Origin of the sequence: Brevibacillus borstelensis, assembly GCF_003710865.1 — a bacterium.
GTDB lineage: Bacteria > Bacillota > Bacilli > Brevibacillales > Brevibacillaceae > Brevibacillus > Brevibacillus borstelensis.
In genome coordinates, this window is sequence record NZ_RHHO01000016.1 from 34,476 (window position 1) to 51,366 (window position 16,891).

Below are 16,891 nucleotides of genomic sequence, written 5' to 3' on the forward strand. Positions count from 1 at the left end.
TGGGCAGACTATTACTACTTTTTTCAAGGAGTGAAACATACGATGGATAAACTGGCATTGATTCTCGTTATTATCGGTGCTCTCAACTGGGGATTGATCGGCTTGTTCCAGTTTGACCTCGTCGCTACCCTGTTTGGCGGAGAGAATTCGCTTGTCAGCCGAATCGTATATACTCTGGTTGGGCTTGCTGGCATCTACTCGATCAAGTTTTTGGTAGGCGACCGGGAACGGGCTTGACAGAGTGAAGCTTTCCGGAACAATAAAAAAGGCACATCCTGACCATCCAGGACGTGCCTTTTTTACGATTTATCGGTTTATTGTCTGGTTAACGGCTCATCGATGCTTACATGACCCATCAGCGATTCAGTCGGTTTTCCATCGACCAGGATGACGATTTTCTGTACCTCGTCAAACTGGAAGAGCGTATCCTTCAACGCATCAATCGCCATTCCTTCCCCGCTGGAGCCAAGGTTGTAGACGTTTTTGCCGTCTGCATCAATCGTCAGCGTGCCTTTGTCGAATGTGACAGAGTGGTAGTGAAAGTCCTTCCACAACGGCGCGTGAGCTTCATCCTTTGGCTTTTCCAAAAGGGCTATCGCCTGCTTGTACTTGTCCAGATCATCTGTGTAAGCAATCTCCTGCTCTTCTTTCTTCAATTCCATCAGATTGTCATCGGTGTAATAAAGAGCGATCGTTTGCTTCGTTTTCTGCTGCTCTGTTTCCGGCTGAGCAGCGGAGCCGGGCGTCTCCGTTTGTTCCGCGGGCGGCTGCGCTTGCGGCGCCTTTCCCTGACCACATCCTGTGACCAGAAGGATCGCTGCAGCTGCTGTCACCCAAAACGTCATGCGTCTTTTCATCGGAAACCTCCCTTTCTCATCCATGCCCTTCGCAATTTCTTAGTGGTAGGACTGATAGTATTCACGGATGGCTGCCGCGAGTGCTTCCGCCACCTTTTGCTGGAACGCCGGGGACGTCAATTTGGCATTCTCCCCCGGATTTGAGAGGAACCCTGTCTCCGTCAAAACGGCAGGCATCGTCGTATGCTTGATGACATAGAAGCCTGTCTGTTTCACCCCGCGATTCGGGAACTGTGTCGCCCCTTGCAGGTGACGGTGAACGACCTCGGCCAGATTCTTGCTGTTGGCGTTATAGTAAAAGGTTTCCGTCCCGCCGGTGGTCGGCTTCGTAAATGAATTGGCGTGGACCGACAGGAACAGATCGGCGTGCCGCTCATTGGCAAAAACAACGCGCTCGTCAAGTGTCAAATACACATCTGTAGAGCGTGTTGCTTCTACCTGAAACTCCGGATACTGCTTCAAAAGCTGTACCAGCTTGTTGGCGACAGCCAGCGTGAAGTCTTTTTCGATATTTCCGTTCACGCCCTTGGCGCCTTGATCCTTGCCTCCGTGACCGGCATCCACTACGATGAGGAATCCCGTCTTTTTCGGAACAGGCGAAAGCTTTACTTCAATGCCGTCTTCCGTATACTCCAGATTATACTTGCTCTTCTGGTTGAGCTCAATGACGACACGCACAGTTTGCGGCGATGCGCTGTACTGACTGTAGCGCACGTCTTGCACCAGAGTGTCCTTTTTGCTTTTTTCTTCGTCTTCGTGCTCAGCAGCTGCGGATTGGTCATCTGCTTCGTCCGACTCCCGTGAAGCGTCCGTGTGGCGATTTTCTTTGTCGTCGTCATCCTGATCGCTGCCTTTCTTTTTCTCGTCAGCGTCAGCATCCTGATCTTCATCGTCCACACTTGTTTCCCCGCCCTCGTAGTCATCAGAGTTGCTGCTTTTCTTCAGCTTGTCCAACAAATCCTGATCCAGCTCTGTCTGGGGCAGGTCCAGGACAATCCGATGCGGTCCTTGCAGGACGAACGCATTGGCCGTCACAGGAAGGCTTGTTTCAATGCGCACAACCTCATCATCATGGGTAACTCCCGTGAAGTATGCGAGCCGTTCAATCTCCACCCGGTTTTTCCCCTGATCCCAGGTGAAACGTCCACCCAGCTCAGCCTCCAGCTCTTCCAATGGCAGAGCCAATTCGCCGTCGATGGTGAGTCCGCGGTCCGGATGCTTCCATACCTGTCCCTTTTTCCCTACCTGTTCGGCTGCGGCTTGGGCAGATATGTACAGCTTGTCCCCGTACTGGAAGCCTTTGAGAGACAGTGTTGGCTTATTGCCATTGTAGCGCATTTCCGGCGTTTCATTGGCAATGACCGTACGCGAAGCGTTGTCCCACCCTACCGTCACTCCAAGCGATTCCCCGACGAATCGCAGCGGCAGCAGCATTCGCTGATTCCGCATGACAGGAGGAGTATCCAGCTGCACTTTTTTTCCGTTCACCAGTGCATTTTTGGATCCGACCGTAAGCTGCAATGTTTGCGGGCCTCTTGTTATCACGGCCGTTCGCGTGGCCTGATTCCAGTCCACCTTGGCTCCGAGACCTTCCGCTATGACTCTGACTGGCACCAGAGTACGGCCTTTTTCAATGATCGGCGGTACATCCGGCTGTACGGCTTGTCCCCCAATCATCAGATGAACCGATGGGGCCGCAGAGCTTCCTGCAGCTGACGCCCACCCGGGGATGATGAGCAGGAACAACAATACAAACAGCGGTAACAAACGTGTTTTCATCCTGACCTCCTTCATGTTGTGTTTTCCTCTGGCAAAAGAAGCCGAGCGAATGAATTGCCCCGTATAGTTAGACGCAGCACCACCTGCAAAGTTTGTAGTCTTTTGGTACTAAATTCGGTCGAATACTGAAAAAAAGTGCCGAAATTCGGCACTTAAATACACAAATAGCCTTCGCATGATGTTTCCAAGTAATAAATGTCAGCTTTTTTAACAGGGGGATTTGACCTTGTCAATAAAACGATTCGATTTGTTTCCACATTTCCTATCCGAATATTGTCAACTACCAGCTCCTCAGTACTTGAAACCCTATCATCTTGCCTTTTACAGACTTTCGTTTCATACTCGTTTCAACTTAAGAAATAGCTGTTCCTACCTTTACCGTCTAGTTCATCTATATAGCCTTGTATCATTTTTAACTGGCTATTCTTATACCCCATGGCTTCTCGATATAACTTAGTGGTCTGCCTTGGATATTCGTTTCTGAATTTTTCAAGACGAATCATTTCTTTAATATCAAACTGTGTTTTATAAGCCATAAATTCTGATATGTAGTCACCTAAGTTCACTTCTGAAACGTGTTCTTCGTTTCCTTCCCATTTGTAAAGATTGACCTTGCGTTGAATTTTGTTTATGTTATCGTCTTGAATAAGAAAACGATAAATTAAATCACTCTTTACTTTAAGAGTAACATCATCTTCTTTTTCATTCACGTTTTTATAACGTTTCTCCATTAAAAAAACAATTATCCCCATAAACACATCGATGATTTGTAATGGTATTGAGTCATCTGATGTTTGAGGAATAACAGTATCCACTCGATAGCCTTTGTTTCTGTAAGCAGAGTGAGCATTCATTTGTTCCTCTAACCTATTGTATACCTCCAAATCACTATATTCTTGGTTATTGTCCACGAAAATCTTTACTGTCTCGCCATTATTCAAATAACGTGTCATACCATAAAAGAGGCGCTCAGGTATCTTTACGTAAAATAACTTTCGCAGTTCTGTAATGGTCAGAGCCATTTGGCTACCAATACGTTTTGCATCTTCATTAATTTACAATAAAAATGTTTATATGGATATCATAGTTTATGACACAGTTCATCGATTCAAAGTATTTTCCAAAGTCCTTATCGTTTGTATACTCTGCAAAATGCATTTCTCTGGTAGTTCCAAGTTGTGTTTTTATTCGTTCGATCTGCTCAACAACCTCATTCATTGTCGCTTCATTAGTCCCAAATGCCCCGTAATAAGAGTAAGCACCATTAGGTTGATCGAGCTTGTTAGATTCGTCAAAATAAATATAGTATCCCATTTCTTCTCCCCCCTACTGATACATTTCATCTATTTGGAAATGTCAACTTGACGTTATTCCTCAAGGATATTATAATTGATTTAAGCTTAAAATACGGATGAGTGTTCACTTTCTCCGCCACCATTACGCAGGGCTGGTGTCACTCAAAAAGAAAGCCTTTCCCCGCCACCATTGTGCAGGGCTGGGCTTTTTTCGTTTACCCTTGAAATCTTTTTTAGCGGTCAGCTTGTTTATTCTTGACGATGCATCTCAATCGCCTCTTTTCATCTAAAAAACTACGCGCTTCAAACTTTTGTCCTTTTTTCACAAAAAAACACTCTTTAAAGTATTCATCGTTTTTTAACAGCAGAGCGTTTTCCGATGGCTACTTTTAAAAGAGTGCAAACTAAGTATTTTCGTGGTCCCGAGTGATGTTTTGGACGAATACGTGATTCGTTCGTTATAGTCCAAAATACTGTTTCAACAGCTCTTTGAATCTCGCATCGTCAATCTTCTCCTTCGTCACGACTCCATCCCGCCATTGTGTAAATGAGGTATTGGTTAAGGTTATATTTCCTTGATCTGTAATCTTTGTGATCAACGGAGATTTGTTAAACGGGGAATCCTCGTGCTCGGCGATGATCCTTTGAATCTCATTCCATTCCGATACGTCGGTGACAGGATGCTTGGAATCGAAAGCGTATCCGATCCTCCAGTCGGCATCCTTATGCTTCAATTTCATCTCAAGAACGTAGTCTCCGTGTTCGCTATCTACTTGTCTGATCCGAAACTCTCCATTGTCGGAGGCTACAGTCTCTCCGGTCAAAGGAACCGGTGTTAACGGCAAATTCGCTCCAAAGCCCGTATCCACCAGATACGTCTGTTCCTCGTGAACGACCAGGATGGTTACATGCGTTCTTCCAATCGTCTGGTACTCTCGCGTCTCGTTTTTGTAAACAACTCCGCGGGCCAGGACTGCATCAAAGCCATTTTCAAGCAAAAAGAAGTACAGAATCGAATTGAGCTCGTAACAAAGGCCGCCTTCTTTTTTTACGAGCATTTTGTTTACCAGGCTTTCTCTCGTAATCTCGCTCGTTTTATTTCCAATGATGCAAAAGTTTTCAAAAGGGATGTTTTTTGCCGTTTTTTCGAGAACGGTGTCCAAGTGTTCAAATGTAATCTGTTCGTCCTCCGGAATACCGATTCTTTTGCGAAACAAAGCATTTAGCCCACTCATTGTGTATTCCTCCAAATAGTAGTTGTTCCTTGATTATTTTTCCACCTGGTTGTCCCGCAAATATTTGAAGCCAAAAACGTGTTATTCTTCTATTCATATTCCCGAAACGGGAACAGATCCCTTTTCGGAAAGAGACGAACAAATCCTCTCCATCGTCAATTCGACTGCTGAACGGCAAAAGCAGTCATCGATTAGACGAAACAAGGCTGCCGAAAGATTCCGGCAGCCTGATGCGACGAGTCATCTACCTATTCGAGCTCTCTTTCCTCGAAATCATACTCAACCTTTTTCGGAGCGACCCGGGCGTTTTCCAGGGCAGGCGTATCTGGGCGGGCAATCTGGTAAACGGCTGCTCCCACGATTTCCGCTACCTCCTGGAGCTTGTCCTTGCTGATCTTGTCAATGCTGTCCTCTGGCGTATGATACCATGGCTCAACCGGAGCGTGGATGAAGAGCGCTGCCGGGATGCCTACCTAAGCAAACGGAACGTGGTCGCTGCGGCCTTCCCGTCCATAGTTAACGGTTTCCGACAGGCGTGATCCGGCCGCTGCACCCAGGTCGGTGACGATGTTTTTCTCGCCATCCACTGTGTACATGATCAGCTTGCCTGCATCGCGGCTGCCGACCATGTCCATCTGGAACATGCCGACCGTGCTTTCGATCTCTTCTTCTGACAGAGACTCCACGTAGGCGTAAGACCCGAGCAGCCCATTCTCCTCCGCTCCAAACGTAACAAAACGGAGTTCCGTATCGATCGGCATGTTGGCCATCACTCTGGCGAGCTCCAGTGTAGTCGCCGTACCGGAGGCATCGTCATTGGCTCCAGGGGCACCCTCAACAGAATCGTGATGGGCTCCCACCACAATGATCTGACCCGTGCTTTTCTTCTTGTCCGGCTTTTTCGTGGCGATTACATTGTAGGAGGTGCTGTCCTCGATCCTTGCTCCCTCTACCTCGACAGCAGCGGTCAAGGACTCGCCCGCTTCCAATTTTGCAAGCAGCTCCTCCCCCTGTGCCTTGGTCAGGGCCAACACAGGAACGAAGTCGTCGTTTGGACCTCCAAGCGTGCCGTTGATCACCCCTGAGCTGTTGTTAAACAGGAGTACGGCCTCAGCTCCTGCCCGAGCGGCATTCAACACCTTGTCACCGAAGCTGATTTCGCCGCGCTGGATGAGAGCGATTTTCCCGGTCAAGTCCACGCCTTCCAGATCGCTCTCGCGGCCCAAGCCTGCATACACCAATTCCCCGGAGGCTTGTCCGCTCACTCCGTATGTAAAGTTGCCCAATTCCCATTCGGTATCTTCATAGCCGCTGACAGACAAGGATACCCGGTCCGGCTCCTTGTAGCTGGAAAACTCAAATGGCTGCAGTTCGGTATCATACCCATAAGATTTGAACTGTTTCTCGATGTATTTGGCAGCATCATGCTCCGCTTTTGTCCCGGCTACCCGGGGCTGCTTGGAAAGGTAGTCGATTGTCTCATAAATGTTGTCAACCTTGATTCGCTTTACAATTTTGTTGTCAAAAGCGCCATCAGACGGATGCGGTGCCGCATAAACAGGGAGACTGCATGCCAAACTTGCCAGTAAAGCAATCGGAATGACCTTGTGTTTCAGCATAATTCTCCTCCTTGTGGTAATGAATTCACGAACTATGTCCATTATCTTGGCTATTGCGCAAAATGTGTAGACTGAATCGTCAGACAATTTCACGCAACATCCGACATAAAAATAGCCGCTTTTTGCAAAAAAAAGAGACGTTCTTAGTTCGAACGTCTCTTTCGCTATCCCCAAATTCTTCTTTCCCTGCGACTTACGGGTGTGACAGTCCTGCCTTTTAAACCGCCGTTTGCCAGAAATTGTTGAATCATGGCGATTACAGCCGGGTTGGACAACACCTTCACCGATTCGGCCACCTTGGGATTCTTCAGCTGGGGAATAACATTTCCCAATTGGGGCAAGAGCGGCAGCAGGTCTTCCAAAGGCAGTGCGGGCTTTGGCTTTGGCGGTTCCAGTTCAACGGGAATGGAACGTCTCCTGCCAAACAGTCCCCCTCTTCGCCTCTGTGAGGGCTGCCTCACTTTCAAACGGTCCAGCGTAGCTTTCATTTCCTGGATTTCCTGGCGTACCTGATGCATCTCGCGCATCACTTGCTCGTTGCTTGTCGTATGAGCTTCAGCGATTCGATGGATCGCTTCTGCCATTTTCGCTTGTGAAAAGCTGTTCTTTGGTTTTTGCTTTGCCTTTGTTTTTGCAGCGATCGTACCCACCTCCCCCTTCCTTTTGCACCGTCGTTATTTCTTGAATTTCTTCTTTAAGGCACCGAGATCGTTGGGATTGACGCCTTTTTGCGCCAGCTTGTTCATCAGGCTGCCGACGTTCTCCGTTTTGGCCATTTTCCGGAACTGGGACACGTAGCTGTTCAGCTCCTGGTCGGAAAATTTCTTGCCCGACTTTTTGCCGAGTTCACGGATGACCTCCTTCAGACCTGCGTCTGTCTTGAGCTTATCTTTTGGAATCGATTTGACAATGCCAAGCAGTTTTCCAATATCCACGCGCTTTTCCCTCCCAAAGTGGTGGTACTCCTTTTTACTCTATGTTTGCGGAGGGCTGGGGGTTTGGTCATTTGTCCATGGTTGCAAAAAAAAGAAGAGAGCACGCCTGTGCCCTCTTTTTATTTGGAAATCTTTTATTCGACATCTGCCCATTTCCAGTCGACGTCGCCGAGACCGGAAATAACTACGCCTTTGACGTTGTCCTTTTGTACCCAGGATTGGGTATAGAAGTAGATCGGCATGATCGGCATTTCGTCCATCAGGATTTTTTCAGCTTCGCCGAGAACCTTCAAACGTTCCTCGTGATTTTGGATGGTTGCGGATTTGTTCAGCAGTTCCTTGTACTGCGCATTTTCCCAACGAGTATCGTTGTTGCCGCCGTCTTTTTCCTTGTACAGCTCCAGGAAGTTGATCGGATCGTTGAAGTCACCCAGCCAGCCCATGCGGCCTACCTGGTAGTTTCCTTGATGCAAGTCTTCGATATATACTTTCCACTCTTTGTTTTCCAGTTTGACATCTACGCCGAGATTCTTTTTCCATTGGTCCTGGATTGCCTCTGCAATCTTCTTGTGACCTTCGGACGTATTGTAGGACAGGGTGATCGGTGGCAGCTTGCTCATGCCGAGCTCTTTCAGACCTTCTTCGAGCAGCTTTTTCGCTGTCTCTACATCGTTGTCTTTGAAGTAGCCGTCTTTGTTGACAGCCATCGACATTGGCAGAGCGCCCATCGCCGGAAGCTGACCGGTTTGCAGGATGTTATCGATCAGTGATTGACGGTCGATCGCGTAAGCAAACGCTTTACGGATTTTTACGTTGTTAAACGGCGGCTTTTCCGTGTTGAACTTGTACCAGTACGTACCCGCGATCGGCTGGGTTTTCATTTTGCCAGACTCTTTCAATGCAGGAATCGCATCGGTAGGCAGAGCGCTGGTCGGAGAACCTGCCCAGTCAATTTCACCGTTGTCAAACATGGACAACTCGGTATTCTCGTCCTCTACCATCGCAAACTCGATTTTGTCCAGTTTTACGCTGTCTTTATCCCAGTAGTTTTCGTTTTTCACGAGAACCAGCTTGTTCTTGTGCTCCCAGGATTCCATTTTGTACGGACCGTTACCCACGTGGGTTTTTGCTTCTCCAGCCCATTTTGCATCCGCTTCGACTACTTTCTGGTTAACCGGGAAGTAGGTCGGGAATGCCGTCAGCTCCAGGAAGAACGGAGTCGGGTTCTCCAGCTTTACTTCCAGTGTTTTTTCGTCGAGCGCTTTTACGCCTACTTCATCGGCGCCAACTTTTCCTTTGTTGAACGCTTCCCCGTTTTTCACATAGTAGAGCTGGTATGCGTAGTTGGAAGCAGTCTTCGGATCGAGCGCTCGTTTCCACGCGTATTCAAAATCCTTTGCGGTCAATGGATCGCCATTGCTCCACTTGGAATCGCGAAGTTTAAATGTATAGGTCAAGCCATCCTCAGATATTTCAATCTTTTCTGCCACTGATTCATGAGGTTGTCCGTCTGCGCCAACACGAGTCAGACCGTCAAAGGTCGCACGGATGATCGCTGCGGAAGTCGTATCCTCAGAGAGGCCAGGGTCAGCCGTAGGCGGTTCGGAATGAAGGTTCAATTTCAGAACTTTCGGACCGGTTTTTTCCGGAGCAGCCGCTTGCGGGTTTTCTGCTGGCTTTTGTCCGTCAGCCGGTTGAGCGGTATTTCCGCCGCCGCAGCCTGCAAGTGCAGCGCCAAGCACGAGAATGGAACTCATTGCTACAAAAATATTCTTTTTCATGCCACTTGTCCCCCTTGTCTAAATCTTTAATCAATATACATCCTTTTATATTCTTTTTAAATAAGTTTTAGATTGATTTAATAAAATTTTATTTGTTTATAAAGAAATTTATAAATTAATAAAAAAATATTTATTGATCAAAAATGAACGATCCGAAGCAGCAACGGTATCGGCTGGGAATATTTCCGTGAAAACAGCCAATGAATTGGCAAATCTATTGAGAAAAAGCTGAAGATACAGAAAAAAGCAGACCGCTTTCGCTGCGATTTGCACGCAACAAAAGAGTCTGCTTTTTAGCAGCAATTGCTGTGTTGTCGTAAACCCTCTACTTTAACAGCGCGTTGCCGATAAAGGCGTGAATTTCTTTTTTATCATTGCCGGCTACCTTGCGAATTTCCAACTCCAAGGTTTTGACGCCCGCTACATTTACATTGATTAACTGGCTCTGTCCAGCCTTCATTCTTTCGCTGTCGAAAAGAACTTTTCCGTCTCCCTTGATCCTCCAGATGATCAAATCCGTTTTATTCGGCGAATTGTCATCTGCTGCTACAACACCGGACAGCGCTTTGTATTTTCCATTCAGCTCGATTTTAAACACTTGTCTGGTCGTGTTGGGCAGCTTGTCATTTGCGATCTTATCGACATTCGTATAACCCAATCCGTGATCGTAAACCGTTCCCCCTGCTGAAAAAGAGCCCTTATCCCAGTTGTCGACATAGGATTTTGTGTTAATCAGTCCATACGGCATGGAATACTTCAGTGAGGACAATCTCGTCTCGCTTCCGACTGATGCCGCGGGGCCGCCGATCGTCACCGTACTTGCATTTGCATCCCATGAGACATTTTTGCCTGCGGCTGTACCTACAAATGCGACCGGCGCATAAGGTACTCCCTTATATAAAAACGCGTCGTTGGTCTCACGCAGCTTGCCGTCTACCATGAACTTGATCGGCTTGAAATCGACCGGAATAGATTGCGTAGCTGCATAGGTCAGGCTGGAAAAGAAGATGGACCCCAACAGAAATCCTGACAAAAATCCCAATTTCGACTTTTTCTTCACGATTACTTTCTCCCCCTATATCTTGCCAAATCTACCCAGATCATAACACTACTTGCTGTATTTGGCGGTGAGTCAAAGGATGGATTTTTTCGACATTTTTTCAATGCTTTCCCGAGACTATCCTCCTAAAACGACAAATTGCCGCTTTGGACAATAAAAAAGAAGGACGCTCGGCCCTTCTTTTTTGATCCCAGACCAGACAGATCCAGTCGGAGCGATTATTCGATTGTTGCCCACTTGTAGTCGACAAAGCCGAGACCGTCGAGTACGACACCTTTTACCTTGTCGTTTTTCACGTAGGAGTGTGTGTAGTAGTAAATCGGTGCTGCCGGCATTTCGTCCATGAAGATTTTCTCGGCATCTGCAAGGATTTGCTTGCGTTTCGCTTCGTCCTTCTCCAGTGCGGATTGGTTCAGCAGCTCTTGGAACTTCGGATTTTCCCATTTCGTATCGTTGTTTCCGCCGTTTTTGAACTTGAACAGCTCCAGGAAGTTGATCGGGTCGTTGAAGTCTCCGCTCCAGCTGGAACGTCCGATCATGAACTTTCCTTGGTGCAGGTCGTCCAGGTATACTTTCCACTCTTTGTTTTCCAGTTTGACATCGATGCCAAACGCTTTTTTCCACTGGTCTTGAACAGCTTCCGCGATCTTTTTGTGACCTTCGGAGGTGTTGTAAGAGAGCGTGATAGTCGGCAGCTTGGTCAGGCCTTCTTCTTTCATGCCTTCTTCCAGCAGCTTTTTCGCAGTTTCGATGTCGTTGTCCTTGAAGTAAGGCTCAGACGCTACAGCCATTGTCGGCGGCACGAGACCCATAGCCGGTTGTTGGTTTGCCTGAGTCACGTTGTCAACGATGGATTGACGATCGATCGCATAGGCAAACGCTTTACGGATTTTTGCATTGTTAAATGGCGCTTGCTCCGTATTGAATTTGTACAAATAGGTACCGGCGATGGCATGCACTTGCATCTTGCCGGATTCTTTCAGCGCAGGGATCGCGTCTGTCGGAAGCGCGCTCAGCGGTGCGCCGGCCCAGTCGAGATCGCCGTTGTCAAACATGGACAGCTCGGTATTTTCGTCCTCAACCATGGAGAAGTCGATCTTGTCCAGCTTTACTGCATCTTTATCCCAGTAGTTTTCGTTTTTCACGAGAACCAGCTTGCTCTTGTGCTCCCACGTTTCCATTTTGAACGGACCGTTGCCCACGTGAGTCTTCGCTTCGGTCGCCCATTTCGGATCTGCCTCGGCTACTTTCTTGTTAACCGGGTAGTATGTGTAGAAAGCGGTCAGCTCCAGGAAGAACGGAGTCGGGTTCTCCAGCTTCACTTCCAGCGTTTTGTCATCCAGCGCTTTTACGCCGACATCTTCCGCTTTTGCTTTATTGGTGTTAAATGCTTGAGCATTTTTGATGTAGTACAGTTGGTAGGCGTAGTTGGCTGCTACGGAAGGCTCCAGCGCGTGCTTCCAAGCGTACTCGAAGTCGTGGGCGGTAACCGGGTCGCCATTGCTCTACTTGGAGTCGCGCAGGTGGAATGTATAGGTAAGTCCATCTTCGGAAATGTCGATTTTTTCTGCTACGGATTCATGCGGCTTTCCGTCTTCGCCGATACGGGTCAGACCGTCGAAGGTAGCGCGCAGCAGTGCACCAGAGGTAGAATCTTCAGCCAATGCAGGATCTGCTGTAGGCGGCTCAGAGTGGAGGTTCAAGCGCAGAACCTTTGGACCTGTGCTCTCTTCTTTCGTTGTTGTATTTCCTTGGGCATTGTCAGCTGCCTTGTCGCCGCCGCCGCAACCGGCCAGCGCCGCACTCAGTACGAGAATAGAACTCATTGCTGCAAATACACTTTTCTTCATACGATTTGTTACCCCCTTATAACCTATAACTCACCTCATTTAATATACCGTACTTTTAGTAATATTGAAGCGATTTTAACTAAGTTTAATTTTACTTTATTTAAACATTTATTTACGTAAAAGAAAATAAAAACCGTCCCATTTTTGGAACGGTTCTGACATTTCACGTCACGATTTCAGCCCATTTCAGGTCGATAAAACCAAGCGGATCAACCTGGACGCCTTTTACCTTGTCGTTTTGCACCCAGACATCCACATCCGTGAACATCGGTATGACCGGCATCTCATCCATAATAATTTGTTCAGCCTCAGCAAACATTTGCTTCCGCTTCTCCGGGTCCAGCTCCGCTGCAGCCTGCTTGATCAGCTGTTTGTATCTGGCATTCTCCCACCCGGTGTCGTTGTTCCCGCCGTCTTTGTCGCGATACATTTCCATGTAGTTGATCGGGTCATTGAAGTCGGCGCTCCAGCCAATTCGCCCGATTTCAAAATTGAGCTCGTGCAAGTCCTGCTGGTGGACCTTAAACTCCTTGTTTTGCAGCCTGACCTCGATCCCCAGCCCTTTCTTCCATTGATCCTGAAGGGCCTCGGCGATTTTCTTGTGACGATCGGTCGTATTGTAGGAAAGTGTCAGAACAGGAAGCTTGCTTAGCCCCAGTTCTTGCAGTCCTTCTGCCAACAGCTTTTTGGCCGTTTCTACATCATTGTCCTTGAAGTACCCATCCGGCTTCAAGATCATGGTCTGTGGCAGTATTCCCATCGTCGGCACCTGTCCTACCTGGGTGACGTTATCCACGATATCCTGCCGATTGATCGCATAGGCGAGCGCTTTGCGGATTTTGGCGTTATTGAGCGGCGGCTTGGTCGTATTCAGTTTGTACCAGTACATCGATGCCTGCGGATGGATCACCAGTTTGCCGGATTCTTTCAACGAGGGAATCGCATCGGTCGGGAGTCCGCCGAGTGGCTGCCCTGCCCAGTCGAGCTCGCCCTTTTCAAACATTGCCAGCTCCGTGTTGTCATCCTCGATCATGGCAAATTCGATGCGGTCCAGCTTCACCGCTTCTTTGTCCCAGTAGTTTTCGTTCTTTTCGAGCACCATTTTGCTCTTGTGCTCCCAGGCTGTCATTTTAAAAGGGCCGTTTCCAACGTGCGTGGCTGCTTCCAGCGCCCAATCCGGATTTGCCTCCACCACCTTTTGATTGACTGGATAATAGGTGTAAAAGGCTGTCAGCTCCAGAAAAAAAGGAGTCGGATTTTCCAGCGTGACCTGCAGTGTCTTGTCGTCCAAAGCTTTTGCGCCCAGCTCATCCGGCGAAGCCTGCCCTGCATTTATCTTTTGCGCATTTTTGATGTAGTAGAGCTGATAGGCGTACTCGGAAGCCAGCTTCGGATCGAGCGCCCGCTTCCAGGCGAAAGCAAAGTCGCTTGCCTTGACTGGATCGCCGTTGCTCCAGAGGGCATCGCGCAGCGTAAAGGTGTACGTCAGGCCATCCTCCGAGATTTTCACCTCTTCGGCCATGGAGTTCATCGGCTTGGCATTTTGATCCAGACGAGTCAACCCGTCAAATGTCGCCCGTACCACGGTACCCGATGTCGTATCCTTTGCCAGCCCCGGATCGGCTGTCGACGGTTCGCTGTGCAGGTTCGCACGAAAAACGCTAGGTTCAGTTGATGGAGCAGGTGTATTCTGGTTGGTCTGACCTGCAGATGGCTGCGGCTGCCCGGTGTCAGCGGATTCTCCCCCTCCGCCAGTACAGCCTGCGAGCACTGTCGTCAATACCAGGACCATGCCGGTCAAAAGAGCGCCTATCCTTTTTTTCATGATGGACTTCCCCCTAATCGTTATCTTTTGCTTAAACGATACGCAAGCGATAGTAAATTCGAGACCGGTATCGCGTTTATTTAATGAATTTTTAGAATATTTTATATAAAATGGAAGTGCAAAGGATGTTACTCTGCCGTTTGGAGGATGAATTACATGCTGGAGAAAGAAGAACTGATCTCCCATTTTGAAGGCGTGCGGAAGCGAACTTTGAAGTATCTGGGACAGTTGCCTGAAGGGGTAATCGACTGGCGTCCCGACGAGGGCAAGTTTTCGATCGGCGATATCATTCGGCATCTGGGCTCAGCCGAGCTCATGTTTTTCCATGCAATCACGCAAAATGAATGGAAGTACGATGGGCATGGGCCTGAGAAAGGCAAAACGTTAGCGGAAGCAATTCACTATTTGGAGCAGTGTCATGCTACTGTACTTGCCGGTCTTCGCCAGTTGGAGCCAGAGATGCTGAAGGGAAAAGTGAAAAATGTCCTCGGCTACGAAGTCAGTGCATGGAGAATGATCATGGCCATGACAGAACACGAGATTCATCACCGGGGCCAACTCTCTGCCTATATGCAAGCCAACCACATTGACCCTCCGCAAATTTTCGGCTTGAAGATTGAGCAAATCCCGAAGGACGAAAGCCGCCGGTACGGGGAAGCCGAGGAGGATGCCAGGCATCAATAGGGTGAGATCATATCTGGAAAGTCTGTGATGGGCGGACAAAATGGCAGCAGAATGGCAGACAGAATGGTGGGCGGAATGCTGGGCAGAAGGTGGGCAGAATGGCAGTCTGGAACCCGCTTTCCCTGTTCTGGACTGCCATTCTTAGTTTTCTGACCGGGACGCTGATCTGGCAGTAAGGCCCTTTTTCTTTATTCGCTAATCTCTGCCCATTTCAGGTCGACAAATCCGAGACCGTCCACCTGCACGCCCTTCACCTTTTCTTTTTGCACCCAGACGTCTACGTCAGTGAACAGCGGAATGATCGGCATTTCATCCATAAAGATTTGCTCCGCTTCCGCAAACATTTGCTTGCGGGTCTCGGCGTCCTTCGCTGTAGCAGATTGGATCAACAGCTCCTTGTAGCGGCTATTTTCCCAGCCTGTATCGTTGTTTCCGGTATCCTTTTCGCGGAACATCTCCAGGTAGTTGATCGGATCGTTGAAGTCGGCATTCCAGCCGAGGCGGCCAATGTCGTAATTGAGCTCGTGCAGGTCTTGCAGATAGACCTTGAATTCCTTGTTCAACAGCTTCACATCGATGCCCAGCGCCTGTTTCCACTGATCCTGAACGGCCTCGGCGATTTTTTTATGGCGGTCAGACGTGTTGTAGGAAAGGGTGATCGGCGGGAGCTTTGTCACGCCCAGCTCCTTCATGCCTTCTTCCAGCAGTTTCTTCGCGGTTTCAACATCATTGTCTTTGAAATAGCCATCCGGCTTCAGAATCATCGATTGCGGCAACAGACCCATCGTCGGGACCTGGCCAACCTGTGTCACGTTGTCCACGATGGCCTGCCGATTCACTGCGAGCGCCAAGGCTTTGCGGATCTTCACGTTGTTAAGCGGAGGTTTCGTGGTGTTGATCTTGTACCAGTACATGGTCGCTTTCGGATGGACGACCAGTTGGCCCGATTCCTTCAGTGCCGGAATGGCGTCCGTCGGCAGTCCGTTGAACGGCTGACCCGCCCAATCCAGTTCATCGTTTTCGAACATGGAGAGCGCCGTATTGTCGTCTTCGATCATGAAGAACTCGATTTTATCCAGCTTGACGACGTCCTTCTCCCAGTAGTTTTCGTTTTTCTCCAGCACAATTTTGGCCTTGTGCTCCCAAGCGGTCATTTTGAACGGTCCGTTCCCCACATGCGTCGCCGCTTCCATGGCCCACTTCGGATTGGCTTCCACGACCTTTTTATTGACCGGATAGTAGGTATAAAAAGCGGTCAGCTCCAGGAAGTACGGAGTCGGATTCTCCAATGTGACCTGCAGCGTTTTGTCGTCCAAGGCTTTTACGCCCAATTCCTCAGGGCCAAGTTTGTTGGCGTGCACCTTTTCCGCATTTTTGATGTAGTAGAGCTGGTAGGCATACTCCGCTGCCAGCTTAGGGTCGAGAACGCGCTTCCAGGCGAATTCGAAGTCGTGTGCGGTGACAGGGTCGCCATTGCTCCATTTCGCATCTCGCAGGGTAAACGTATACGTCAGCCTGTCATCGGATATTTTTACATCCTCTGCGATCGAATTCATCGGCTTGGAGTCTTTGTCCAGGCGGGTCAAGCCGTCAAAGGTGGCGCGAACGATCGCCCCGGAGGTTGCATCCTTGGCCAGGCCCGGGTCCGCTGTGGACGGCTCGCTGGTCAAATTGGCCCGAAACACTTGCGGTCCTGATTTGGCCGCCGGTGCCGGTTCCTGGGAAGCATTCGGGGCCGACTTGTTCCCGGATGCTGACTGGCCGCCGCCTGCCGAACACCCGGCGAGAGCCGCGCCGACTACAAGCGACAACCCCAGTGCCAGTACTGAGATTTGCTTCTTCATCTGAAAATTCCCCCTTGTCTATCAATAGCAATGCAACCAAAATATACCTGCAAAATACCGTGTTGGGAATGGGTTTTGTTTAGATTTAATTAAATTTTACGAATATTTTATCTATTAGTAAAAAAAT

The 16,891-nt window shown here is 48.8% G+C and carries 13 protein-coding genes and 2 pseudogenes; 2 read left to right on the plus strand and 13 right to left on the minus strand.

Going from position 1 to position 16,891, the window contains the following annotated elements; genetic code table 11:
• Window positions 1–42: 42 nt before the first annotated feature.
• Window positions 43–237 (plus strand): DUF378 domain-containing protein, encoded by a 195-nt coding sequence (locus EDM54_RS08230; protein WP_003389804.1) that lies wholly within the window; start codon window positions 43–45, stop codon window positions 235–237.
• Between the two features lie 77 nt (window positions 238–314).
• Here EDM54_RS08230 and EDM54_RS08235 read toward each other — a convergent pair whose 3' ends face one another.
• From EDM54_RS08235 to EDM54_RS08285, 12 genes and pseudogenes are all read right to left on the minus strand, one after another.
• Complete coding sequence (locus tag EDM54_RS08235; protein ID WP_024985096.1) at window positions 315–857, minus strand: GerMN domain-containing protein; 543 nt, start codon at window positions 855–857, stop codon at window positions 315–317.
• A gap of 39 nt (window positions 858–896) precedes the next feature.
• On the minus strand, window positions 897–2,636 hold the full coding sequence (locus EDM54_RS08240; RefSeq protein ID WP_039070421.1) for an N-acetylmuramoyl-L-alanine amidase: 1,740 nt from the start codon (window positions 2,634–2,636) through the stop codon (window positions 897–899).
• 347 nt (window positions 2,637–2,983) lie between these two features.
• Complete coding sequence (locus tag EDM54_RS08245; RefSeq protein WP_238986217.1) at window positions 2,984–3,658, minus strand: hypothetical protein; 675 nt, start codon at window positions 3,656–3,658, stop codon at window positions 2,984–2,986.
• Between the two features lie 28 nt (window positions 3,659–3,686).
• Window positions 3,687–3,950, minus strand: coding sequence for a hypothetical protein (locus EDM54_RS26915; RefSeq protein WP_255320305.1), 264 nt, complete (start codon window positions 3,948–3,950; stop codon window positions 3,687–3,689).
• Between the two features lie 439 nt (window positions 3,951–4,389).
• The gene (locus EDM54_RS08250) at window positions 4,390–5,166 is read right to left on the minus strand and encodes an arylamine N-acetyltransferase family protein (protein ID WP_003389807.1); all 777 of its coding nucleotides are present in this window, start codon (window positions 5,164–5,166) and stop codon (window positions 4,390–4,392) included.
• A gap of 248 nt (window positions 5,167–5,414) precedes the next feature.
• Window positions 5,415–6,785: pseudogene (locus EDM54_RS08255) on the minus strand (M28 family peptidase).
• A gap of 164 nt (window positions 6,786–6,949) precedes the next feature.
• Entirely contained in the window at window positions 6,950–7,435 is a 486-nt protein-coding gene (locus tag EDM54_RS08260; RefSeq protein ID WP_003389809.1) for a hypothetical protein, read from the minus strand.
• Window positions 7,436–7,459: 24 nt separating this feature from the next.
• The gene (locus tag EDM54_RS08265) at window positions 7,460–7,720 is read right to left on the minus strand and encodes a hypothetical protein (RefSeq protein ID WP_003389810.1); all 261 of its coding nucleotides are present in this window, start codon (window positions 7,718–7,720) and stop codon (window positions 7,460–7,462) included.
• Between the two features lie 134 nt (window positions 7,721–7,854).
• Window positions 7,855–9,501 (minus strand): peptide ABC transporter substrate-binding protein, encoded by a 1,647-nt coding sequence (locus EDM54_RS08270; protein WP_003389811.1) that lies wholly within the window; start codon window positions 9,499–9,501, stop codon window positions 7,855–7,857.
• Between the two features lie 325 nt (window positions 9,502–9,826).
• A complete protein-coding gene (locus tag EDM54_RS08275; RefSeq protein WP_003389812.1) occupies window positions 9,827–10,561 on the minus strand; it encodes an NPCBM/NEW2 domain-containing protein in 735 nt (244 codons plus the stop codon).
• Window positions 10,562–10,779: 218 nt separating this feature from the next.
• Window positions 10,780–12,411, minus strand: a pseudogene (locus EDM54_RS08280) (peptide ABC transporter substrate-binding protein).
• Between the two features lie 163 nt (window positions 12,412–12,574).
• Window positions 12,575–14,236 (minus strand): peptide ABC transporter substrate-binding protein, encoded by a 1,662-nt coding sequence (locus tag EDM54_RS08285; RefSeq protein ID WP_122958050.1) that lies wholly within the window; start codon window positions 14,234–14,236, stop codon window positions 12,575–12,577.
• Window positions 14,237–14,392: 156 nt separating this feature from the next.
• On the opposite strand from EDM54_RS08285, the gene EDM54_RS08290 reads away from it, so the two are divergent.
• Window positions 14,393–14,920, plus strand: a complete 528-nt coding sequence (locus EDM54_RS08290; protein ID WP_024984015.1) for a DinB family protein — start codon at window positions 14,393–14,395, stop codon at window positions 14,918–14,920.
• Window positions 14,921–15,108: 188 nt separating this feature from the next.
• Here the strand turns inward: EDM54_RS08290 and EDM54_RS08295 are convergent, their stop codons facing one another.
• On the minus strand, window positions 15,109–16,764 hold the full coding sequence (locus tag EDM54_RS08295; RefSeq protein WP_122958051.1) for a peptide ABC transporter substrate-binding protein: 1,656 nt from the start codon (window positions 16,762–16,764) through the stop codon (window positions 15,109–15,111).
• Window positions 16,765–16,891 lie beyond the last annotated feature (127 nt).

What these genes read in the sequence shown, in the direction of transcription:
- EDM54_RS08230 (WP_003389804.1), top strand. Translation starts at nt 43, where the DNA reads ATGGATAAACTGGCATTGATTCTCGTTATTATCGGTGCTCTCAACTGG.
- EDM54_RS08235 (WP_024985096.1), bottom strand. Translation starts at nt 857, where the DNA reads ATGAAAAGACGCATGACGTTTTGGGTGACAGCAGCTGCAGCGATCCTT.
- EDM54_RS08240 (WP_039070421.1), bottom strand. Translation starts at nt 2,636, where the DNA reads ATGAAAACACGTTTGTTACCGCTGTTTGTATTGTTGTTCCTGCTCATC.
- EDM54_RS08245 (WP_238986217.1), bottom strand. Translation starts at nt 3,658, where the DNA reads ATGGCTCTGACCATTACAGAACTGCGAAAGTTATTTTACGTAAAGATA.
- EDM54_RS26915 (WP_255320305.1), bottom strand. Translation starts at nt 3,950, where the DNA reads ATGGGATACTATATTTATTTTGACGAATCTAACAAGCTCGATCAACCT.
- EDM54_RS08250 (WP_003389807.1), bottom strand. Translation starts at nt 5,166, where the DNA reads ATGAGTGGGCTAAATGCTTTGTTTCGCAAAAGAATCGGTATTCCGGAG.
- EDM54_RS08270 (WP_003389811.1), bottom strand. Translation starts at nt 9,501, where the DNA reads ATGAAAAAGAATATTTTTGTAGCAATGAGTTCCATTCTCGTGCTTGGC.
- EDM54_RS08285 (WP_122958050.1), bottom strand. Translation starts at nt 14,236, where the DNA reads ATGAAAAAAAGGATAGGCGCTCTTTTGACCGGCATGGTCCTGGTATTG.
- EDM54_RS08290 (WP_024984015.1), top strand. Translation starts at nt 14,393, where the DNA reads ATGCTGGAGAAAGAAGAACTGATCTCCCATTTTGAAGGCGTGCGGAAG.
- EDM54_RS08295 (WP_122958051.1), bottom strand. Translation starts at nt 16,764, where the DNA reads ATGAAGAAGCAAATCTCAGTACTGGCACTGGGGTTGTCGCTTGTAGTC.